The sequence below is a fragment of the Methylobacterium sp. E-016 genome (genome assembly GCF_022829745.1).
Classification (GTDB): domain Bacteria; phylum Pseudomonadota; class Alphaproteobacteria; order Rhizobiales; family Beijerinckiaceae; genus Methylobacterium.
Genome location: NZ_JAKSYF010000151.1, coordinates 42,662 through 63,520, shown reverse-complemented (window position 1 = coordinate 63,520; position 20,859 = coordinate 42,662). Strand labels below are relative to the sequence as shown.

25 protein-coding genes are annotated in these 20,859 nt (G+C 69.5%); 19 read left to right on the top strand and 6 right to left on the bottom strand.

Translation table 11 applies throughout. The features are described from left to right. Window positions 1-9: 9 nt before the first annotated feature. Window positions 10-900 carry an ABC transporter permease gene (locus tag MKK68_RS22250; RefSeq protein ID WP_147842576.1) on the top strand — a complete coding sequence of 297 codons (891 nt, stop codon included), beginning with the start codon at window positions 10-12 and terminating at the stop codon, window positions 898-900. A gap of 110 nt (window positions 901-1,010) precedes the next feature. Here the strand turns inward: MKK68_RS22250 and MKK68_RS22245 are convergent, their stop codons facing one another. Beyond that, window positions 1,011-1,232, bottom strand: a complete 222-nt coding sequence (locus tag MKK68_RS22245) for a hypothetical protein (protein ID WP_147726900.1) — start codon at window positions 1,230-1,232, stop codon at window positions 1,011-1,013. 334 nt (window positions 1,233-1,566) lie between these two features. Between MKK68_RS22245 and MKK68_RS22240 the strand changes: the two genes are divergently transcribed. The 6 genes from MKK68_RS22240 to MKK68_RS22215 all read left to right on the top strand — a co-directional run bounded on the left by MKK68_RS22240 (window position 1,567) and on the right by MKK68_RS22215 (window position 5,052). After that, window positions 1,567-1,776 (top strand): cold-shock protein, encoded by a 210-nt coding sequence (locus MKK68_RS22240; RefSeq protein ID WP_147726903.1) that lies wholly within the window; start codon window positions 1,567-1,569, stop codon window positions 1,774-1,776. Between the two features lie 228 nt (window positions 1,777-2,004). Beyond that, window positions 2,005-2,367 carry a DUF6481 family protein gene (locus tag MKK68_RS22235; RefSeq protein ID WP_147726905.1) on the top strand — a complete coding sequence of 121 codons (363 nt, stop codon included), beginning with the start codon at window positions 2,005-2,007 and terminating at the stop codon, window positions 2,365-2,367. 154 nt (window positions 2,368-2,521) lie between these two features. Beyond that, window positions 2,522-2,722, top strand: coding sequence for a hypothetical protein (locus tag MKK68_RS22230; RefSeq protein ID WP_147842575.1), 201 nt, complete (start codon window positions 2,522-2,524; stop codon window positions 2,720-2,722). A gap of 275 nt (window positions 2,723-2,997) precedes the next feature. Continuing rightward, window positions 2,998-3,261 carry a hypothetical protein gene (locus MKK68_RS22225; RefSeq protein ID WP_147726909.1) on the top strand — a complete coding sequence of 88 codons (264 nt, stop codon included), beginning with the start codon at window positions 2,998-3,000 and terminating at the stop codon, window positions 3,259-3,261. Between the two features lie 27 nt (window positions 3,262-3,288). Then, a complete protein-coding gene (locus MKK68_RS22220; RefSeq protein WP_147726911.1) occupies window positions 3,289-3,498 on the top strand; it encodes a hypothetical protein in 210 nt (69 codons plus the stop codon). Window positions 3,499-3,660: 162 nt separating this feature from the next. Further along, complete coding sequence (locus tag MKK68_RS22215; RefSeq protein ID WP_147842574.1) at window positions 3,661-5,052, top strand: ATP-binding protein; 1,392 nt, start codon at window positions 3,661-3,663, stop codon at window positions 5,050-5,052. Window positions 5,053-5,074: 22 nt separating this feature from the next. On the opposite strand, the gene MKK68_RS22210 is transcribed toward MKK68_RS22215, so the two are convergent. After that, complete coding sequence (locus tag MKK68_RS22210; protein ID WP_244032960.1) at window positions 5,075-5,575, bottom strand: hypothetical protein; 501 nt, start codon at window positions 5,573-5,575, stop codon at window positions 5,075-5,077. A 44-nt stretch (window positions 5,576-5,619) separates the two neighbouring features. On the opposite strand from MKK68_RS22210, the gene MKK68_RS22205 reads away from it, so the two are divergent. Beyond that, window positions 5,620-5,811, top strand: a complete 192-nt coding sequence (locus tag MKK68_RS22205) for a hypothetical protein (protein ID WP_147726916.1) — start codon at window positions 5,620-5,622, stop codon at window positions 5,809-5,811. 110 nt (window positions 5,812-5,921) lie between these two features. Continuing rightward, entirely contained in the window at window positions 5,922-7,103 is a 1,182-nt protein-coding gene (locus tag MKK68_RS22200; RefSeq protein WP_244032959.1) for a pyridoxal phosphate-dependent aminotransferase, read from the top strand. A gap of 60 nt (window positions 7,104-7,163) precedes the next feature. Here MKK68_RS22200 and MKK68_RS22195 read toward each other — a convergent pair whose 3' ends face one another. Further along, the gene (locus MKK68_RS22195; RefSeq protein ID WP_147726920.1) at window positions 7,164-8,783 is read right to left on the bottom strand and encodes a phosphoenolpyruvate carboxykinase; all 1,620 of its coding nucleotides are present in this window, start codon (window positions 8,781-8,783) and stop codon (window positions 7,164-7,166) included. A 338-nt stretch (window positions 8,784-9,121) separates the two neighbouring features. Here MKK68_RS22195 and recR point away from each other — a divergent pair, with 338 nt between their 5' ends. From recR to truA, 4 genes are all read left to right on the top strand, one after another. After that, window positions 9,122-9,727, top strand: a complete 606-nt coding sequence (recR, locus tag MKK68_RS22190; RefSeq protein ID WP_147730063.1) for a recombination mediator RecR — start codon at window positions 9,122-9,124, stop codon at window positions 9,725-9,727. A gap of 104 nt (window positions 9,728-9,831) precedes the next feature. Then, a complete protein-coding gene (locus MKK68_RS22185; RefSeq protein ID WP_147859132.1) occupies window positions 9,832-10,347 on the top strand; it encodes a peptide deformylase in 516 nt (171 codons plus the stop codon). 13 nt (window positions 10,348-10,360) lie between these two features. Continuing rightward, window positions 10,361-11,290, top strand: coding sequence for a methionyl-tRNA formyltransferase (gene fmt, locus MKK68_RS22180; protein WP_244032958.1), 930 nt, complete (start codon window positions 10,361-10,363; stop codon window positions 11,288-11,290). 109 nt (window positions 11,291-11,399) lie between these two features. Then, complete coding sequence (gene truA, locus MKK68_RS22175) at window positions 11,400-12,188, top strand: tRNA pseudouridine(38-40) synthase TruA (RefSeq protein WP_244032957.1); 789 nt, start codon at window positions 11,400-11,402, stop codon at window positions 12,186-12,188. Here the strand turns inward: truA and dapE are convergent. Further along, entirely contained in the window at window positions 12,143-13,339 is a 1,197-nt protein-coding gene (gene dapE, locus MKK68_RS22170; protein WP_244032956.1) for a succinyl-diaminopimelate desuccinylase, read from the bottom strand. The genes truA and dapE overlap by 46 nt on opposite strands. Before the next feature lie 186 nt (window positions 13,340-13,525). Here dapE and MKK68_RS22165 point away from each other — a divergent pair, with 186 nt between their 5' ends. Beyond that, complete coding sequence (locus MKK68_RS22165) at window positions 13,526-13,867, top strand: PilZ domain-containing protein (RefSeq protein WP_147859128.1); 342 nt, start codon at window positions 13,526-13,528, stop codon at window positions 13,865-13,867. A gap of 55 nt (window positions 13,868-13,922) precedes the next feature. On the opposite strand, the gene MKK68_RS22160 is transcribed toward MKK68_RS22165, so the two are convergent. Together MKK68_RS22160 and MKK68_RS22155 are read right to left on the bottom strand one after the other, a co-directional pair. After that, window positions 13,923-16,241, bottom strand: coding sequence for a glycogen debranching N-terminal domain-containing protein (locus MKK68_RS22160; RefSeq protein WP_244033002.1), 2,319 nt, complete (start codon window positions 16,239-16,241; stop codon window positions 13,923-13,925). Window positions 16,242-16,467: 226 nt separating this feature from the next. Continuing rightward, window positions 16,468-17,601, bottom strand: coding sequence for a glycosyltransferase family 4 protein (locus MKK68_RS22155; RefSeq protein WP_244032955.1), 1,134 nt, complete (start codon window positions 17,599-17,601; stop codon window positions 16,468-16,470). 538 nt (window positions 17,602-18,139) lie between these two features. Between MKK68_RS22155 and rpmI the strand changes: the two genes are divergently transcribed. The 5 genes from rpmI to MKK68_RS22130 all read left to right on the top strand — a co-directional run bounded on the left by rpmI (window position 18,140) and on the right by MKK68_RS22130 (window position 20,851). Then, on the top strand, window positions 18,140-18,343 hold the full coding sequence (gene rpmI, locus MKK68_RS22150) for a 50S ribosomal protein L35 (RefSeq protein WP_018044555.1): 204 nt from the start codon (window positions 18,140-18,142) through the stop codon (window positions 18,341-18,343). 48 nt (window positions 18,344-18,391) lie between these two features. Next, window positions 18,392-18,769: a 50S ribosomal protein L20 gene (gene rplT, locus MKK68_RS22145; RefSeq protein WP_147725894.1), complete on the top strand. Its 378-nt coding sequence runs from the start codon at window positions 18,392-18,394 to the stop codon at window positions 18,767-18,769. Window positions 18,770-18,909: 140 nt separating this feature from the next. After that, window positions 18,910-19,992 (top strand): phenylalanine--tRNA ligase subunit alpha, encoded by a 1,083-nt coding sequence (pheS, locus tag MKK68_RS22140; protein WP_147725893.1) that lies wholly within the window; start codon window positions 18,910-18,912, stop codon window positions 19,990-19,992. Between the two features lie 20 nt (window positions 19,993-20,012). Beyond that, window positions 20,013-20,366 carry a hypothetical protein gene (locus MKK68_RS22135; protein WP_243933787.1) on the top strand — a complete coding sequence of 118 codons (354 nt, stop codon included), beginning with the start codon at window positions 20,013-20,015 and terminating at the stop codon, window positions 20,364-20,366. Further along, window positions 20,366-20,851, top strand: coding sequence for a hypothetical protein (locus MKK68_RS22130; RefSeq protein ID WP_243949159.1), 486 nt, complete (start codon window positions 20,366-20,368; stop codon window positions 20,849-20,851). The genes MKK68_RS22135 and MKK68_RS22130 overlap by 1 nt, the downstream gene beginning before the upstream one ends. Window positions 20,852-20,859 lie beyond the last annotated feature (8 nt).

The following is a 20,859-nucleotide window of genomic DNA, read 5'->3' as shown; positions in this document are numbered from 1 at the left end:
GCCTTCGGCGTGAGCGATCGTCCCCGAGGCCTGGCCTTCGCCGCGCTGGCCGCGTTCTTTGCGCTCTACGTGCTGTTCCTCTACGGCCCGACCCTGACGATCCTGGCGCTGAGCTTCCAGGGTCCGCAGGGCGGCCTGACGTTTCCGATGAACGGCGTCTCGACGCACTGGTTCGCCAAGCTCTGGGCCGGCGGCGGCATCGTCGACATCTGGGCGGCGTTCGGGCGCTCGCTCCGCCTCGGCTTCGTGGTGATGGCGCTCACCGTCGTCCTGGCGTTCTTCGCGGGCCTCGCCTTCCGCAAGGGCTTTCGCGGCGCCAACGCCCTGTTCGCCATCGCGGTCGCCAGCCTGATCGTGCCCTCGATCGTGGTCTCCCTCGGGATCGGCCTCGAGTTCCGTCTGGTCGACGACGCGATCAACGCTTTGGCGGCCGCCACCGGCTGGGGATGGCTGCAGGACCACGGCACCGCCATGGGGCTCTACACCTCGGCGCTCGGGGCGCACCTGACCTGGACGCTGCCCTTCGGCCTTCTCATCATGTTCGCGGTCTTCAACCGGTTCGATCCGGCCTACGAGGAGGCCGCCCGCGACCTCGGCGCAACCGGAGCGCAGACGCTGCGCCACGTCGTGGTCCCGATCCTGGCGCCGGCCCTGGTCGGCGTCGCCCTGTTCGGCTTCACCCTGTCCTTCGACGAGCTCGCCCGCACCAGCCAGGCGATCGGCGGGCGCAACACCCTGCCGCTCGAGCTCCAGGGTCTCACCACCACGGTGACGACGCCGGAGATCTACGCGCTGGGAAGCCTGACGACGGCGGTGTCGGCCGTCGTGATCGGCACGGCGCTCGCGGCGAGCCTGTGGTTGCAGCGCCGCCGGGCCCGCCGCAGCCTGGCGCTGCCGTAGCGGCTCGTCCGCGATTGCGCGATGCCTTCGGGATCGTACGTTCAGCCCCCGCGAACGCGACGCGCGGGCTTGATGATACGTCCGGCCGCTCCGACCGCGCCAAGAGCCAATCAGTCGGTGCCGGCCGGCTCCTCGCCGGAGCCGACGAGCGTCAGGCGCGGGGTCGAGGCCTTGCGCTCGGCGGTCTCGATCAGGCGAAGGCTCGTCGCCTGGCGGCTCTTCTTCAGGTCCTCGGCGATCTCGCTCGTGTTTCCGGAGATCCGCTTGGCGCGCTTGTCGTATTCCGCCATCGAAACGACGGAGGAGTCACCGGTCTCGGGGATGCGCGCCATGTCCACCTCGAAGGAAGAGACCGTCCGCACGAGCGCGTGGCGGGCATGACCCGAGCCTAGCACGCTTTCCCGCATTCCCGCCGAACGATTTGCCGTCGACCCACATTGCGGTTCTCGGATCGAGACGCGCGCTTTCGTGTTTGTCGCACGCGGTGTTTGCTAAATGTCGCCGAGTGTGCAAAAAGTACAACATCGATCTCTGGCCAGATATCCGGCCGTTCCGTCCGTAATGGACGTGCGCTGATTTTCTCCCACATTTCGACGACCCGCGACCTGGCGCGTGATTCACATGCGCCGGTCGAATTATGACGACTGATAAGATACGGAATTTTCTATGAGCACCGGCACCGTCAAGTGGTTCAACGATCAGAAGGGCTTCGGCTTCATCCAGCCGGATGACGGCGGCAAGGACGTCTTCGTGCACATCTCGGCTGTGGAGCGCGCCGGAATGCGCGGCCTGACCGAAGGCCAGAAGATCTCCTACGAGATGGAGACCGATCGTCGTAGCGGCAAGCAGTCCGCCGGCAGCCTCCAGGCCGCCTGAGCACCGAGTTCGCCTCGGATCGTCGTCGAAGCCGTCCCACCCGGGACGGCTTCGCGCGTTTTCGGAGCGTTGCGACCGAATCGCGATGAGCGAGCCTCATCGCCGACCGCGTCCCGCCACGGCGGGGCGCCCGCCATCCGCCGAGTGTCATGGGCCGCGAGCCTTGCGATTCGGTCCGACCTGTTTGACCGCAGCCGGCATGGGGCCGGTGGCGCATAAGGATCTTGTGTGAATCAATCCAAGGACAACCAGTTCTCCGACCGGCTCGAGACCGCTGCGAAGGCGCGGGAAGCGATGCTGGCGCGCTATCGTTCGCGGCCGGCCGCCGATGATCCCGCCGTCGTCGCCCGCCAGGCCGAGCGTCAGGCCGTGATCGAGGCCCGCGAGGAGCGCAACAAGGAGCGCGAGGCCGCCCGGGTCGCCGCCGAGATCCAGCGCGTCGCCGAGGCGAAGGCCCAGCGCGAGTTCGAGGCTGCCGAGGTGCTGCGCATCGCCGCCGAGAAGGCCGAGCGTCAGGCCGCCCTGGCCGCCGAGCAGAAAGAGGCACGCGACGCCCGCTTCGCGGCGCGCAAGCTGCGCGCGCGCAAGTAGGCCCGCAGCCGAGCCCCGGCGGCGATCCGACCGACGCGGCTCAGGCCGCGGCGGGCGGGCCGGCGCCACCCGACCCAGCCGAATCCGTCACTTCGAACGTCGCACCCGCCCCGGGTCCGGCAGCCGGCGTCGCGGCGATCAGGAGTGATGTACGATGTCCCACAAGTTCAAGCTCGGCCAGCGTGTCCGTCAGTCGCGCGGCGGCTTCGGCTCCGTCAAGGACGATGCCTCGGGCCTGCTGTGCGAGATCGTCCGCCTGATGCCCGAGGACCGGACCGGCGAGCCCTGCTACCGGATCAAGTCCTCGGCCGGCGAGCGCGCCGCCAACGAGAGCGAGCTCTCCCTCGCCGGCTGATGCGCCACGGCGGCTGCGAGCGGTCGCCGCACACGGCCCCAACGCCTTCGGCTTCTCGCGCGCGGACGTCTGCAAGGCGCGCGGACGTGCCGTGCGTTGCCAAACGCGCGGACCTGCGCCATCTCAGCCTCGATGCCGGCCGAGGCCCTTCTCGCCAGCCGCATGCGGCTCCCGCTGACGGGCCGGGTGGCGTCTCCCGCCCCGGTCCGCCCATCGATCGGGAGCCGTTCCATCCCTGGGCGGCGTTTCACGTTGACCCCAACCCCAAGCAGGCAATGAGTAAGCGCACCAGGCAAAGGCCGCAGGAGCGAGGCTCCGTGCTGTTCGACGTGGTCTACGAGGACGGTTCGCAAGCCTCGAACCGCCGCGTCCCGATGGAGATCCTCGGTGGTCTCGACGGCGACGAGCCGGCCCGCGAGGTGATCTCGGCACAGGACGAGGAGATCGCCCAGAAGTCAGGGCGTCCGCAGCGGACGATCCTCAGTCTCTCGCGTTCGCCGATCCCCGAAGCGAAACCGAAGCCGCCCCGCGTCGCGTAAGGGAGCGCGACAGTGGGAGAGCACGACATGGGCCACAAGTTTCATCTCGGGCAGCTCGTGCGTCGCCGCGACCTCGCGGCGGCGCGAAACGGCAACCGCATCTTCGAGGTGATCGGCCTGTTGCCGGCCGAGGCGGGCGCGCCGAATTATCGGATCCGCAGCACCGAGGCCGGTACGCACGAGGTGCGCGAGGACGGCCTGACGGCCGCCTCGTGCTGCTCGGCGCCGGCATCCTGATCGGCGTCGGACCGAGCGCGCGTTGGAGCGGCGCGTCGGCAGTGGCATAAGACGGACGTCCCGCTTCCGGGGCCTCCGCCCGGACCTTCGCCCGATGCGCCGCCTCCCGCCGGCCCCGACATTCCCCGGCACGACAGCACCCCGCCCCGCACGGTGCCCGGCATGACCGCGCCGGACCTCGCGACCGTGCGTCGCCCGGCCCAGCGCCGGCTGGGCGGCCCGCGCACCCTGTGGAAGCGGCTCGCCCGCGCCATCGGCGACCTGCTGCCGAAGGGGCTCTATGCCCGCTCGCTGATCATCATCATCGCCCCGGTGGTGCTGCTGCAATCGGTGATCGCCTACACCTTCATGGAGCGGCACTGGCAGCTGGTGACCAAGCGCCTGTCCTCGGCCGTCACCGCCGACGTCGCGGCCCTGATCGACATCTACGAGGTCTATCCCCAGGACAAGGACGCCGAGACGCTCTCGCGCATCGCTGGCGAGCGGCTGAACCTCGACCTCGACATCCTGAAGGGGGCCAAGATCCCGCCGCCGGGGCCGCGGCCGTTCTTCTCGATCCTCGACGAGGCGCTGTCGGACGAGCTGAAGCGGCAGATCGGCCGGCCGTTCTGGATCGACACCGTCGGGCGCTCGAACCTGATCGAGATCCGCGTCGCGATCCCCGACGGGGTGATGCGCATCACCGCCCGCCGCTCGCAGGCCTACGCCTCGAACTCGCACATCTTCCTGGTCTGGATGATCGGCTCGTCGATGGTGCTGCTCGGCGTGGCGATCCTGTTCCTGCGCAACCAGATCAAGCCGATCCTGCGGCTGGCCGCGGTGGCGGAGGGCTTCGGCAAGGGCCGCGAGATCGAGTTCCGCCCCCGCGGCGCCCGCGAGGTCCGCCAGGCCGGCCACGCCTTCATCGAGATGAAGCGCCGCATCGAGCGGGCGATGGAGCAGCGCACGACGATGCTCAACGGCGTGAGCCACGACCTGCGCACCATCATCACGCGGTTCCGTCTCTCGCTCGCCCTGATCGAGCAGACCCCGGAGATCGACGAGCTCTCGCGCGACGTCGACGAGATGAGCCGGATGCTGGAAGGCTACCTCGCCTTCGCCCGCGGTGATTCGGCCGAGAACGCGGCGCCGACCGACATGCGCGCCCTGCTGGAGGACCTGCGCACCGACGTCGAGCGCCTGGGCGCCCAGGTCTCGGATTTCGAGCTGGCCGGGTCGCCCTCGGTCACCGTCCGGCCGGACGCGTTCCGGCGCTGCCTGTTCAACCTCGCCGCCAACGCCGCGCGCTACGGCGAGACGGTGGCGATCTCCGGCCGGGCCGAGGCGCGGGCGTTCTTCGTCTCGATCGACGACGACGGCCCGGGCATCGCGCTCGAGAGCCGCGAGGAGGTGTTCAAGCCGTTCGTGCGCCTCGACGATGCGCGGCAGGATGCCGGCGGCTCGGGCCTCGGCCTATCGATCGCCCGCGACATCGCCCGTGCCCATGGCGGCGACGTCTCGCTCCACGACAGCCCGCTCGGCGGCCTGCGGGCGACGGTGCGGGTGCCGGCGTGACGGCGGCACCGCCCGAGGCTCGTCAGCGGGCGCGTTCCTGGATGTGCGTGATCTCGAGACGGGCGCTCGTGAGGAGGTATTCCAGGGTCTTCAGGTCCAGGCCGGCCTCGTGGAAACGGACCTGCAATCCTGCCTCGCCCCTCCAGTCGTACCCGGCGTCGGAGGGAAGATATTTGAGCAGCATCGCGCTGGCGACGTTCGTACGGACGTAGCCGCGATGACGGACCAGCCTGCCGATCTGCAGCACCAGCGCGTCAATCTGCGCGCGATCCGACATGATCGAGCGCGGCTTCGACACAGGTGAGCGCATCAATTCGGTTTCCCCTTGATAGGGGCGAACATAGACGCCGAGACTTGCGTCTTTCTTAGCAACGCCGATCGATCTCGTAAAAATGTCCGCGTTGCTACCCCGCCGATATTTGTCGATCGGAACTGCAGCCGGGCTCGATCGCGCGGCAAAAAAACGGTGCGCCGGGTGTCCCCACGGCCACGCCGGGATGCTAAGGACGAGCGATCCGTCCAAGCGCGAGGGCTGCGCCGCAGCCCCGCACGACCTGAGTGCCGTTCATGAACCCGCTCGTTCCGCTCTTCATCCTGATCTCGCTGCCGCTCGCCGCGATCGGCCTCGTGCTCTACACCGACACCGGCATCGAGCCGGCCCTGTTCTACGCGTCGGTGAAGACCTTCGTGATCCTGGCCGTCATCGCCGTGGCACTGTCGTTCGGCGCGAGCAAGCTGGCCGAGCGCTCCAAGAACTGAGCGCTGCGTCCCTCCCGGCACGCGGCGTGCAGGGAGCAGGCTTCGTTCCGGGCAGGACGGCGCGCCGGGCAATCGCGAGGCTCGGCTGCGCGAATCACGAGGGCGTTTCCATGATGCAGATCGTTCCGGCCTTCGGACGCATCGGCGAGGAGAACGCCTTCGCCGTTCTCGCGCGGGCCAACGCGCTGGCGGCCCAGGGGCGCGACGTCATCAATCTCGGCATCGGCCAGCCCGACATGCCGACCCCGGCCCACATCGTCGAGGCCGGCATCCAGGCGCTGCGCGACGGCCATCACGGCTACACGCCGGCCACCGGCATCCTTCCCTTGCGCGAGGCGGTCGCCCGCGACATCCACCGGCGCCACGGCGTCGAGGTCTCACCCGAAAGCGTGATGATCGTGCCCGGCGGCAAGGTCACCATGTTCATGGCGATCCTGATGTTCGGCGAGCCCGGCGCCGAGATCCTCTATCCCGACCCCGGCTTCCCGATCTACCGCTCGATGATCGAGTTCACCGGCGCGACGCCGGTCCCGGTGCCGATCCGCGAGGGCAACGGCTTCGCCTTCTCGGCCCAGGAGACCCTGGAGCTGATCACGCCGCGGACCCGGCTGCTCATCGTCAACTCGCCGGCGAACCCGACCGGCGGCGTGACCCCGAAGGCCGAGATCGACGCCCTGGTGAAGGGGCTCGCCGACCACCCCGGCGTGGCGGTGATGTCGGACGAGATCTACGGCACCATGACCTACGACGGGCAGGCGCATCACTCGCTGCTCAAGTACGATGCGATCCGCGACCGGCTGATCTATCTCGACGGCGCCTCGAAGACCTACGCGATGACCGGTTGGCGGCTCGGCTGGTCGGTCTGGCCGAAGCCGCTCTACGAGGCGGCGCGCAAGCTCGCGGTCAACGCCCATTCCTGCGTCAACGCGGCGACGCAGTGGGCCGGCATCGCCGCGCTCGACGGGTCGCAGGATTGCGTGGCCGAGATGGTCGCCGAGTTCGACCGGCGGCGGACGATCGTGGTCGACGGCCTCAACGACCTGCCCGGCGTCTCCTGCATCGTGCCGAAGGGCGCGTTCTACGCGTTCCCGAACGTCGGCCGCACCGGCTGGAAGGCCAAGGCCCTGGCCTCGACCCTGCTGGAGGAGGCCGGCGTCGCCGTCATCGGCGGCCCGGATTTCGGCGTGCACGGCGAGGGCTACATCCGCCTGTCCTACGCCAACTCGGCCGAGAACATCCTGCGCGCGCTCGAGCGGATGAAGACGTTCCTGAGCGAGCGCAAGCCGGGCTGAGGCGACGGTCGGACGCGTACCTTTCCCTCCCCCGCAAGGGGGAGGGAAGACCCGAGCCCCTCAGGCTGCCATCGCCTGCGCATTCGGCTCGGCCGCGCGCACGTCCGCGTCGACGTGCTGCTCGAAGCGCTTGAAGTTCTCCTTGAACATGCCGACGAGCCGGTTCGCCGTCTCGGCGAAGGCGGCCTTGTTGGCCCAGGTCTTCACCGGCTGGAGGATGTGCGGCTCGACGCCGGGCACCGAGACCGGCACCGCGAAGCCGAAATACGGGTCGCGCCGGAACTCGGTCTTCGACAGCGAGCCGTCGAGCGCCGCCGTGAGCAGCCGGCGGGTGACGCGGATCGGCATCCGCCGCCCGGTGCCGACGCCGCCGCCGGTCCAGCCGGTGTTGACGAGCCAGCAATCGACGTCGTGCCGGGCGATGAGGTCGCGCAGCAGGTTGCCGTAGGTGCTCGGGTGGCGCGGCATGAACGGCGCGCCGAAGCAGGTCGAGAACGTCGCCTCGGGCCCGGTCAGCCCGCGCTCGGTGCCGGCGACCTTGGCGGTGTAGCCGGAGAGGAAGTGGTACATCGCCTCCGCACCGGTAAGCTTGGCGATCGGCGGCATCACGCCGAACGCGTCGCAGGTCAGCATTACGATGTTCTTCGGGTGCCCGGCCCGGCCGGTGTCGCTGGCGTTGGCGATGAAGTCGAGCGGGTAGGCGCAGCGGGTGTTCTCGGTGAGCGAGGCGTCGTCGAAATCCGGAATCCGGGTCTCGGGGTCGATCACCACGTTCTCCATCACCGTGCCGAAGCGCTCGGTGGTGGCGTAGATCTCGGGCTCGGCGTTGCGCGAGAGCCGGATGGTCTTGGCGTAGCAGCCGCCCTCGAAGTTGAAGATCCCGTCCGAACTCCAGCCGTGCTCGTCGTCGCCGAGCAGCTTGCGCGAGGAATCGTTGGAGAGCGTGGTCTTGCCGGTGCCCGACAGCCCGAAGAAGATCGCCGAGCCGCCTTCGGCGTCGAGGGCGGCGTTGGCCGAGCAGTGCATCGGCATCACCCCGGCGCCCGGCAGGATGTAGTTCAGGTAGGTGAAGACCGACTTCTTCATCTCGCCGGCATAGGCCGAGCCGCCGATCAGCACGATCCTGCGGGTGAAGTCGATGGCGATGACGGTCTTCGACCGGCAGCCGTGGCGGGCCGGGTCGGCCTGGAAGCTCGGCAGGTCGATGATCGTCATGTCCGGGACGTAGGCCGCGATCTCGGCGCGCGGCGGCCGGATCAGCAGGTTGCGGATGAAGAGCGAATGCCAGGCGAATTCCGAGAACACCCGCGCCTTCACCCGGTGCGCCGGGTCGGCGCCGCCGTAGAGGTCCTGCGCGAACAGCTCGCGGCCTTCGGCGTGGGCCTGGAAGTCGGCGAGCAGGGCGCCAAACTGGTCGGGCGTGATCGCGCCGTTGTTCTCCCACCAGATCTCGTTCTCGGTGCTCGCGTCGCGCACCACGAACTTGTCCTTGGGCGAGCGCCCGGTATGGCTGCCGGTGGTGGCCACCAGCGCGCCGCCGCGCGCCAGGCGGCTCTCGCCGCGGGCGAGGGATTCCTCGTAGAGGCGCGGGGCCTCGAGGTTCCAGTGCACGGCCTTCAGGTTGCGCAGGCCGATCGCCTCCGCGCCGTGGGCCGCGTTATGATCGCCGATGTTGCTCAAGGTCTCTCTCCCGGGCCCCTGCTCGCGCCGTGTCGCTGCTCCGGGCGCGCCAGGCGCCGGATCATGGGAGCGTCCGTGCGGTCGTACAGGACCGCCGCACGCAGGTTCGCCGCTCCCGGCTCGTCTTGGATAGGCGGCAAGCTTTCGCCGTCAACTTGGACGAAGGGCGGTGGGGGGACAGACGAGGGCCGCTTGTCAGGGGGCCGGAAACCGTTCACCCGAGCGCATCGCATCGCCGCCGCGTGGGACCCCACGCCGCCTTCATCCCGGCCGCGTTCGGCGGTATCGCATGGGCGCCCCCGCCCCGACCCGGCCCCGCCCAGGAAAACGAACCGTTCATGCCGCAAGCCGTCGCCGGCCCCGAGATCGAGCGCCTGATCCAGCTGCTCGCGCGGATGCCGGGCCTAGGGCCCCGCTCCGCCCGGCGGGCGGCCCTGCAGCTCATCAAGAAGCGGGACACGCTGCTCGCGCCGCTGGCCGACGCCATGCGGGTCGCGGTCGAGCGCATCGTCGTCTGCCGCGAATGCGGAAACGTCGACACCTGCGATCCGTGCACGATCTGCAGCGACCCGTCGCGCGATCCGACGCTGCTGGTCGTGGTCGAGGACGTGTCCGATCTCTGGGCGCTGGAACGCTCGGGCGCGGTGCAGGCGCGCTACCACGTGCTCGGCGGCGTGCTCTCGGCCCTCGACGGGGTCCGGCCCGAGCACCTCAACATCGCCAGCCTCGTGGAGCGGGCGGCCCGGCCGGAGGTGAAGGAGATCATCATCGCGCTGAACGCCACGGTCGACGGGCAGACCACGGCCCACTACGTCACCGACGCGATCAAGGACCTCGGCCTGACGGTGACGCGGCTCGCCCACGGCGTGCCGGTCGGCGGCGAGCTCGACTATCTCGACGAGGGCACGCTGACGGCGGCGATCCGCAGCCGCACGGCGTTCTAGGACCTGCCGCGGCGGCGGCGGCGCGGGCATTTGACCGCCCTCCCCCCGCATCCTATTCCGGCGACACGCCCGCCCCGCCACCTGCCCCGTCACCCGGTCGAGCCATGACGATCCGTCCCCTCGTGATCCTGCCCGATGCGCGCCTGCGCCTGCCGTCGGAGCCGGTCGGCCCCGTGACGAAGGAGATCCGCACCCTCGCCGACGACATGCTCGAGACGATGTACGACGCGCCCGGCGTCGGCCTCGCGGCGATCCAGATCGGCGTGACGAAGCGGATGGTGACCATCGACACCTCCAAGGAGGAGGGCGTGCGCAACCCGCAGATCTTCCTCGATCCCGAGATCGTCTGGGCCTCCGAGGAGACGCGGGTCTACGACGAGGGGTGCCTCTCGATCCCGGAGGTCTACGGCGAGGTCACGCGGCCGGACAAGGTGCGGGTGCGGTTCCGCGACCTCGACGGGGCGGTGCAGGAGATCGAGGCGTCCGGCCTGCTCGCCACCTGCATCCAGCACGAGATCGACCACCTCAACGGCGTGCTGTTCATCGATCACCTGTCGAAGCTCAAGCGCGACCGGATCGTGAAGAAGTTCACCAAGGCGGCCAAGCGCGACGCGGCCTGATCGGACACCGGACATGCGCGTCGTCTTCATGGGCACCCCGGATTTCGCGGTGCCGACGCTCGCGCGTCTTTCCGAGGACGGCCACGCCATCGCGGCGGTCTACACCCGCGCGCCGGCGAAGGCCGGGCGCGGCATGGCGCTGCGCCCCTCCCCCGTCCATGCGCTCGCGGACCGGCTCGGCCTGCCGGTCCTGACCCCGTCGACCCTCAAGGACGCCGAGGCCGCCGAGACCTTCGCGCGCCACCGGGCCGACGTCGCCGTCGTCGTCGCCTACGGCATGCTTCTGCCGCAGGCGATCCTCGACGCGCCGCGCCACGGCTGCCTCAACCTGCACGGCTCGCTGCTGCCGCGCTGGCGCGGGGCGGCGCCGATCCACCGCGCGGTGATGGCGGGCGACGGGATGAGCGGCGTCGGCGTGATGCGGATGGAAGCCGGCCTCGACACCGGGCCGGTGGCGCTGGAAGCCCGCATCCCGATCCGCCCCGGCATGACCACGGGCGACCTGCACGACGCGCTGATGCCGGCGGGCGCCGACCTGATGGCGCAAGCTCTGCAGGAGCTCGACGCCGGCACCCTGACCTTCCGGCCGCAGGACGAGGACGGCGTGCTCTACGCCAGGAAGATCATCAACGACGAGGCGCGGATCGACTGGGCCCGGGATGCCGCCGCGGTCGCGGCGCAGATCAACGGGCTGAGCCCGTTCCCGGGCGCTTACTTCGAGGTGGACCTCGGGAAGGGCGCCGAGCGGGTGAAGGTGCTGCGGGCTCTGCCCGCCACCGGATCGGGCGTCGCCGGAACGCTCCTCGACGCCGACGCCACGGTCGCCTGCGGCTCGGGCGCCGTGCGGATCCTGGAGGTCCGACGCGCCGGAAAGAGCGGCAGCGCCAGCGGCGCGGAGTTCCTGCGCGGGGCGCGGGTGATTGCCGGCGCGCGTTTCGGATGAGGGAAATCGACAACCGCCCGTTCCCTCCCCCTTCTGCGGGGGAAGGTACCCTGCGCCGCAGGGGGGGAGGGAAAGGCGCGTCCTCCGCTCACCCGCAGAGACGACCCTGATGCCGCGCTACAAGCTCGTCATCGAGTACGACGGCGCGCCCTTCCGTGGTTGGCAGCGGCAGGCCGACGCGCCGAGCGTGCAGGGCGCGATCGAGACGGCGGTGACGCGGTTCTCGGGCGAGACGCAGGGGCTGACCTGCGCCGGGCGCACCGATTCCGGCGTGCACGCGACGCATCAGGTCGCCCATCTCGATCTCGCCAAGGCGTGGCGGACGGACGTGGTGCGCGACGCGCTGAACGCGCATCTACGCCGGGTGCCGGTCTCGATCCTCTCGGCGGAGATCGTCCCCCCCGACTTCAACGCGCGGCATTGGGCGATCCGGCGGCACTATCGCTACCGCATCCTCGACCGGCGCAGCCCGCCGACCTTCACCGGCGGCCAGGTCTGGCACGTGCCCTGGGCGCTCGATGCGGCGGCGATGCACGCGGCCGGGCAGAGCCTGCTCGGCCTGCACGACTTCACCGCCTTCCGCGCCGCCGAGTGCCAGGCCAACAGCCCGGTGCGCACCCTCGACCGCCTCGATGTCACCCGCCGTGCGATGGGATCGATGGAGGAGATCGTGGTCGAGACCCACGCCCGCTCCTTCCTGCACCATCAGGTCCGCAGCATGGTCGGCACGCTGATGCTCGCCGGAAGCGGACGCCTCGATGCGGCCGGCGTCGCCGACATCCTGGCCTCGCGCGACCGCAGCCGCTGCGGCCCGATGGCGCCCGCCTGCGGGCTGTGCTTCGTCGGCGTGGATTATCCCGCCGAGGGCCCACCCGTCTGGCCCGACGCCGGGAAGTAGGCGTCGAGCATCCGGCCGTAGATCGCCGTCAGGCGGTCGAGGTCGGCGACCGGCACGCACTCGTCGACCTGATGCATGGTCTCGCCGACGAGGCCGAACTCGATGACCGGGCAGAAATCCTTGATGAAGCGCGCGTCCGAGGTGCCGCCGGTGGTCGAGAGCTTCGGGCGCAGCCCGGTCTCGGCCTCGATCGCGTCGGAGACGAGCGCGACGAAGGCGTCGGGCTGGGTCAGGAAGGCCGGAGAGTTCGAGGGCGCGAGGTCGAGGGCGTAGCGGACCGTGCCGCCGGCGGCCGCGTCGAGGCGGCGGCGGATCTCGGCGGCGAGCGTCTGCGCGTCCCATCCCTCGTTGAAGCGGATGTTGAACACCGCCCGCGCGTCGGCCGGGATGACGTTGGTCGCGGGGTTGCCGACGTCGATCGTCGTGAACTCGAGGTTCGAGGCGTCGAAATGCGCGGTGCCGCCGTCGAGCGGGTCCGCGGCCAGCGCCGAGGCGAGGCGCAGCATGCTCGGGATCGGGTTCTCGGCCCGGTGCGGGTAGGCGACGTGGCCCTGCCGCCCGTGGACGGTGAGCTTGCCGGTGAGCGAGCCGCGCCGCCCGATCTTGATCATCTCGCCCAGGGTGCTCGGGTTCGTCGGCTCGCCGAGCAGGCAATGGTCGAAGCGCTCGCCCCGGGCCTTCGCCCAGTCGAGCAGCTTGACGGTCCCGTTGACCGCCGGTCCCTCCTCGTCGCCGGTGATCAGGAAGGCGATCGAGCCGTGAAGACCCGAGCCGCGCGCCTGCAGGAACCGGAGTGTGGCGGCGAGCATGCAGGCGATGCCGCCCTTCATGTCCACGGCGCCGCGCCCGTAGAGAACGCCGTCGGCGACCGCGCCCGCGAACGGGCCGCTCCGCCACGCGGCGGCGTCTCCCGGCGGCACCACGTCGGTATGGCCGGCAAACAGCAGGCAGGGCGCGCCGGTGCCGATCCGGGCATAGAGGTTCTCGACGTCCGGCGTGCCGGACTCGGAAAAGACCGGGCGCGAGACGGCAAACCCGGCCGCGGTGAGGATCCGGTCGAGCAGCGCGAGCGCCCCGCCCTCCTCCGGGGTCACCGAGGGGCAGCGCAGCAGCGCCTGCGCCAGGTCGAGCGGGCTCGCCTCGGCGCTCACGCCGACACCTCAACGATCACCGAGGCCTCGCCCGTGGAGCTACCGTGACGGTGTGGATCCGTCGGCGCGATGGGGGAGGACGGCGGCTGCATCTTCAACCCTTCTTGAGAAACCGAGCTTACGACAACCCGGAGCAGGAACAGGCACCGCACCGCAAGGGCCGCGGCAGGATAGGAGCATCGCGGCATGGTTGCGAAGGCGTGGTCCGAGCTCGCCGCTTCCCGCAACCATCTCAGTCTGATGGAGCCTCCGCCGGAGAAGCGATCGGGCGGGGGCCGCCACACGGTGATGATCCCGGCGACGATCACCTGTCCCGACGGGACGACCCATGCCTGCGTGATCCGCGACATGTCGGTCGCGGGCGCGAAGCTCGCGATCTCGCGCCGCCATCGCCTGCCGCCGGGCTTCGCCCTCACCGTGCCCGGGTACGACCATGCCTATCCGGTCGCACGCAAGTGGCAGCGCGGAGACTTCGCCGGCGTGGTGCTGACGCTTCCAAAGCCCGACGGCGAGCCGCATCCGGAGTGATGCGCGGCTGCGCGAGGCGACCGCCGCCTCGCGCTCCGAGACCCGCGCGCGGCGGCTACTTCAGCACCGCCACCTGTGCGTCGCCGAGGCGACGCGTGACGCTGACGGTGACGTCGCTGCCGTGGCGTTGGAACCGCAGGTCGACCCGCGAATCGCCCAGGCGCACGTTGTAGAGCGAGACCCCGTCGAGGAACGCCGGCAGGATCGGGTTGCGCAGGCGGACGCGGTTGCGCGCGTGGTCGAGCTCCAGCCCGAGGCAGGCCGAGAGGAAGGCGAACGGCGCCGCCGCGGCCCAGGCCTGCGGGCTGCACGCCACCGGGTAGGAGACCGGCCCGCGCTGGCGCCGGCGCATGAAGCCGCAGAACAGCTCCGGCAACCGCTTCTGGTCCTGGTACAAGGCGGTCTCGAACATGCCCTGGAAGATGCGCGCGGCCTCGTGCTTCAGGTCGTAGCGGGCGAGCCCCATCGCGATGATCGCGTTGTCGTGCGGCCAGATCGAGCCGTTGTGGTACGACATCGGGTTGTAGCGCGCCTCGCCGCGGGCGATCGTGCGCACGCCCCAGCCGTTGAAGCCGTCCTTCGACAGCAGCGTCGCCGCCACCTGCGCCGCCCGCTCGGGCTTGGCGATGCCGGTGAACAGGGCGTGGCCCGCATTGGACGAGCGCACGGCGCATTGGCGCTTCTCGCCGTCGAGCGCCAGCGCGTAGGTGCCGATCTCGGCGTTCCAGAACGCGGCGTCGAACTTTTCGCGCAGGTCGTTCGCCTCGAGCGTCAGGCTCTCGGCCATGGCGTCGTGGCCGAGCATCGCAGCGAGCTTGGCCATGCCGTTCTTGGCGGCGTAGACGTAGCCCTGGACCTCGCACAGCGCGATCGGGCCCTTGGCCAGGTGCCCGTCGGTGTGGAAGATCGAATCGTGGCTGTCCTTCCAGCCCTGGTTCTCCAGCCCCTTGTCGGTGTCGCGGGCGTACTCGACGAAGCCGTCGCCGTCGCGGTCGCCGTACTCGTTCATCCAGGCCAGCGCGAGCTCGAGCGCGGGCCAGATCCGGGTGATGGTCTCGCGGTCGCCGGTGACGGCGTAATAGTCCCAGGCCAACATCACGAAGAGCGGCGTGCCGTCGATGGTGCCGTAATAGTGCCGGAACGGCACCTCGCCGAGCATCGCCATCTCGCCGCGGCGGGTCTCGTGCAGCACCTTGCCAGGCTGCGCGTCGGCGGCCGGATCGACGGTCTTGGCCTGCGTCACCGCGAGGTAGCGCAGCACGCCCTTGGCGAACTTCGGATCGATCCACAGCGCCATCATCGCGGTGATGATGCCGTCGCGCCCGAACACCGTGGAGTACCAGGGGATGCCGGCGAACGGGTAGATGCCCTCGGGCGTCCGGCTCGCCAGCATGTAGAGGTCGGCGGTGGCGCGGCAGGCGGCCTCGTTGAATTGGTCGTTCGACGAGATGATCGTGGTGATGCCGGCGGTCAGCTCGCGCAGGTCGCGCCGCGCGTCGCGGTAGGCGCGGGCGAAGACCATGCCTTCGTAGAGGCCCTTCGGCGGCCGCACCGCGGTGCTGCCCGAGGCGAGCGAGAGCGCGGCGGCGGCATCCTCGCCGGTCTTCTCGGCGGACGGCGCGCTGGTGAAGGCGCGATGCGCCTCGCACACCACGCGGACGAACAGCGAGGCGCGGCCCTCGGGCGCCAGCGTCACCTCGAAGACGGCACGGCCGGGCTCGAGCAGCTTCGGCTTGGGCCCGAAATGCAGGGCGGTGGTGCGCACGATCTCGTCGAGGCCGACGTAGCGGAACTGCACCTCCTGGTCGCTCGCGACCTGCACCGCGCGCTTGCCGCGGCTGGTGCGCGCCGTGCCGCGGACCTCGAACAGGTCGCGGTAATCGGCATCGAACGTCACCTCGATGCGCAGGGTGCGCTGGCGGGAATCGTAGGAGCGCAGGCCGATCCGGTCGTAGCAGGCGCCGCGGAACAGAAATTTCGTGCGCTCGATCGCGATGATCTCGCGCGCCAGCGTAATCTCGTCGCCGCCGTCGAGGCGGATGTCGGGGGTCGTCATGTCGACCGAGAGCGCGCCGTTGTCGTCCTGCATCACCGAGGACAGCATCAGCGGGCGCTGGCCCTCGATGGTGAAGTGCAGGCGCGACAGGTAGCGCGTATCCTGAAAGTACAGGCCTTCCGGGCCGGGCTGCACGCCGATGTCGCCGAACGAATCCAGCACGGCGAAGGCCTCGCCGAACTTGAGCGAGCGCAGCGGCCGGTCCACCAGCGAGGTCTGCGCCTCGATGTGGTACTGCGGAAGCACCTCGTCGGCATCCTGGAAGCCGCGCGGAATCTTCTGCTGCGCCTCGCTGCCGGGCTGCGCCTTTGCCGTCATCGTGTCCGCCATGCGTGACCTGCTCCGCGCATCCTGGAATGCGAATCGAAAGGGCCGCCGGATCGCGCCTTTGCGATGCGGCGGCCCTGGTGACCGTCTGATTGAGCCGTTTGTACGACGGGGCGAGGACGGAGAAAACCCTGCCCGCGCCGCTTCGACGGCCCTTGGGCGGCCCTTGCAAGCCGAGTGCCGGATGCGGCGGCGGGCGAGGCCCGCCGCGACCGGATCAGGCCGGCATCGCGGCGATCGAGATCGCCGGGCGGGCCGAGCCGTTCATCTCGCCGTAATGCGGGGCGAAGGCGGAGGCGGTCGGCAGGGCGATCACCGAATCGCGGGCGGCGAGCAGTTCCTCGTAGGCCGCGACGTACTTCTTGACCATGCACTCGGCGGTGAACGCGCTCTCGAAGTGGCGGCGGACGCCGGCGCGGCTCATGGTCTTGACCTTGGCCACCGCGGCGACCGCGTCGTCCATCGTCTCGCACAGCACGCCGCTGACGCCGTCGGCGATCACCTCCGGCACGGAGCCGTTGCGGAAGGCGATCACCGGGGTACCGGCCGACATCGCCTCGATCATCACCAGGCCGAAGGGCTCCGGCCAGTCGATCGGGAAGGCGAGCGCCAGGGCATTGCCGAGGAATTCCTTCTTCTGCTCCTCGTTGATCTCGCCGATATACTCGATCAGCGGGTGGTGGATCATCGGCTCGATGACCTCGTCCCAGTAATCCTGATCGGCCTTGTCGACCTTGGCGGCGATCTTCAGCGGCGTGCCGGAGCGGATCGCCATCTCGATGGCGCGGTCCGGGCGCTTCTCCGGCGAGATGCGGCCGAGGAAGGCGAGGTAGCCGCCCTTGGCCTCGGGGGAATACGGGCAGTTCTGGGCCGGCAGGCCGTGATGGATCGTCGACAGCCAGTTGACGTTCGGCGGCATCGGCTCGCGCTGGTTGTCGGAGATCGACACCAGCGGCATCCCGGTGAAGGTCTTGTAGACGGGCATAAAGTCCGGCACGTCGAGGCGGCCGTGCATCGTGGTGATGCACTTGTGGTTCAGATCCTCGAACATGGGATACTGAAGCAGATCGATGTGAAAATGCAGGATGTCGAACTCGTGCGCCCGACGATGAACCTGGTGCAGCATCGCGAGATGGCTCGCGGTATGATCGCGATAGCCCAGAAGACGCAGACCTTCGGGCGTGCAGGCCGCGAGCTTGGCGGACGTCTCGGAATCGCCGCTCGCGAACAAGGTGACGTCGTGGCCCTGGCGGACCAGTTCTTCGGTGATCCAGCTGACGACGCGCTCTGTGCCGCCGTAGAACTTGGGCGGTACGGCTTCCGAGAGCGGGGCGATCTGGGCAATGCGCACGAAAGGTCTCCTGAGTAGCCTGCGTTTCGGGGATCTAACCCGACCCGGGCTGAGTGGGACATGAACGAAACCCACGGCCAAGGTTATGGTTCCTTGTGCGGTGCAAAGGCAGCGCTTCGTCGTCATCGCCGGGACTTGTCCCCGGTATCCTCGACGACCGGTCGCGCGCCCTCGGCTCGCGAGGATCCGGTACTGAGGTGAGCGTTTCGAGCGCAGGACGAAAGGCCGGCGACACGCGGGCTTCGAACGCGGTCGACGGCCTCCTCCTGCAGCGAAGCCGACGATCGGGCGCCTCTCTCACGCGACCGAGCCGGAGGCGAGCGCAGCGGGCTCCGGGTGCTGCGGGCCGACGGGACGGACCCGTTGGGGCGCCGGGCATTGAAGCGGCGCGCGGTTTCTGCCATAAGCCGCCCCGCGTGGAACCGCCCGGCCGGTTAGGGCTGCCGTGGCGGTTCATGCTGCTCCACCAGAAGCATCCATCGAGCGCACCCCTCCGGCCATCGTCGGACGGCTGGGGTTTCGCGCAGCGGAGAGCCAAATGCCCAAGCTGAAGACCAAATCGGGCGCCAAGAAGCGCTTCAAGATCACCGGGACCGGCAAGGTCATGTACGCCCAGGCCGGCAAGCGCCACGGGATGATCAAGCGGACGACGAAGCAGATCCGCAACCTGCGCGGCACCACCACCCTGTTCGAGGGCGATGCCGCCAACGTGAAGAAGTACTTCCTGCCCAACAGCCGGTAAGCCCTTCACGACCGCCGAGACTGCTTTTTTCGATCCAGGAGATACACCATGGCCCGCGTCAAACGCGGCGTGACCAGTCACGCCAAGCACAAGAAAGTCCTCAAGGCCGCCCGTGGCTATTACGGCCGGCGCAAGAACACGATCCGCATCGCCAAGCAGGCGGTCGAGAAGGGCATGCAGTATGCCTACCGCGACCGCAAGAACAAGAAGCGCACGTTCCGCGCCCTCTGGATCCAGCGCCTGAACGCTGCCGTCCGCGAGCACGGCCTGACCTATTCGCGCTTCATCGACGGCCTGGCGAAGTCCGGCATCGCGGTCGACCGCAAGGCGCTGTCCGACCTCGCGATCCACGAGCCGGCGAGCTTCGCCGTCGTGGTCGAGAAGGCCAAGGCCGCCCTGCCCGCTCAGTCCGCCAAGGCCGCCTGAGCCTCATCCGAGCGACGAACCGGCGAAAGGCGCGGGGCTCCCTCGGGGAGCGCCGCGCCTTCGTCATGTTCGCACACCCTGTGACCACGAGCCTGCGCGCCGACGGCGCCGGGCGGTGAACCGCACGCGATGGGACAGCGATGACCGATCTCGACACCCTCGAACGCGACCTGCTCGCCCAGGTCGCGGCCGCCGCCGACGAGGCGTCGCTCGAGGCCCTGCGCGTCGCGGCGCTCGGCAAGAAGGGCAGCGTCTCCGAGTTGCTGAAGACGCTGGGCGCGATGAGCCCGGAGGAGCGCAAGCAGCGCGGCCCGCTCATCAACGGCCTGCGCGACCGGGTGCAGGGCGCGATCGCCCAGCGCCGCGACGCGCTCGCCGAGGCGGCCCTCGAAGCGCGGCTCGCGGCCGAGCGCATCGACGTGACCCTGCCGCTGCGCGAGGCGCCCGAGTCCCGCGGCCGCATCCACCCGATCAGCCAGGTCATCGACGAGATCACCGCGATCTTCGCCGACATGGGGTTCTCGGTCGCCGAAGGCCCGGACATCGAGACCGACGAGCTGAACTTCACCGCGCTGAACTTCCCGCCCGGGCATCCGGCGCGGGAGATGCACGACACCTTCTTCCTGGCGCCCGACGCCGAGGGCAAGCGCAAGGTGCTGCGCACACACACCTCGCCGGTCCAGATCCGCACCATGCGGTCGCAGACGCCGCCGATCCGGGTGATCATCCCGGGCCGGACCTACCGGCACGATTCCGACCAGACCCACACGCCGATGTTCCATCAGGTCGAGGGGCTGGTGATCGACAAGGCGGCCAATATCGCCAACCTGAAATGGGTGCTCGAGGCGTTCTGCAAGGCGTTCTTCGAGGTCGACGCGGTCAAGATGCGCTTCCGACCCTCGTTCTTCCCCTTCACCGAGCCCTCGGCGGAGGTCGATATCCAGTGCTCGCGCAAGGGCGGCGAGATCCGCTTCGGCGAGGGCACCGACTGGCTCGAGATCCTCGGCTGCGGCATGGTGCACCCGAACGTGCTGCGGAATTGCGGCCTCGACCCGAGCGAGGTCCAGGGCTTCGCCTTCGGCGTCGGCATCGACCGCATCGCGATGCTCAAGTACGGCATGCCGGACCTGCGGCCGTTCTTCGAGGCCGACCTGCGCTGGATCGAGCATTACGGCTTCCGCCCGCTCGACGTGCCGAGCCTGATCGGCGGCCTGACGGGGTGACAACGCACGAGGTCGAAGCGATGACCGAACAGGAATTGACGACGCTCGCCAACGACATCCTTCGCGACGTTCTGGCGCCGCACGGCTTCGAGCACGCGGACATGATCGCCGGGTCCGATCACGACGGAGAACCGTCGCTCGTGGTGATCGCGCATTTCAAGTCGGATGCGGGCGTCACCGACGGTGCCGTATCGACGAAGGCCCTATCGCGGCTCCGGCAGGGATTGCTGGATCGCGGAGAAACCCGTTTTCCCTACATCCGCTACGACTATCCCGGAGACGAAGTCCTCGGCGACGATGTTTCCGACGAGGACCACCACGACGTCGGGATTGCCGGCAAAGGTGCGCCGGACCGACTGCCGGGACACGGCTGATGCCGCGGCTGGGCAACCCGATCGTCTACGATCTGTTGGACGTCGCTTTCGGGCTTGCCGAGACGCGCGGTCGGCCCAACCTGCGCAAGGCTGCGCATCGGCGAGCGGTCAGCAGTGCCTACTACGCCGTGTTCCATGCGTTGTGCTTCGTCTGCGCGAGCGAGCTGCTCGGGTGGACGCAGCCGAACACCTTGGTGGAGCCCGTCTACCGCCTGCTCGACCACGGTGCTGCCAAGCAGCGCCTGAAAGGCCGAGGCGCCTTGGCAATCGGCCCGCAGATCGTCGATATCGGCAACAATTTCATCGACCTACAGGAAGCGCGAAACCTCGCCGATTATAGTCCGCCCGGACTCCTGGTCCGTCACGACGAGACGCTGCGATTGATCGCTCTCGCCGCTCAGACCGTCACGCTCATCGAGCAATTGCCCACATCCGATCGCAAGCAGCTTGCGGTTCTCCTCATCGCGAAGCCCCGCCTGGCTTGAGCGGAAGC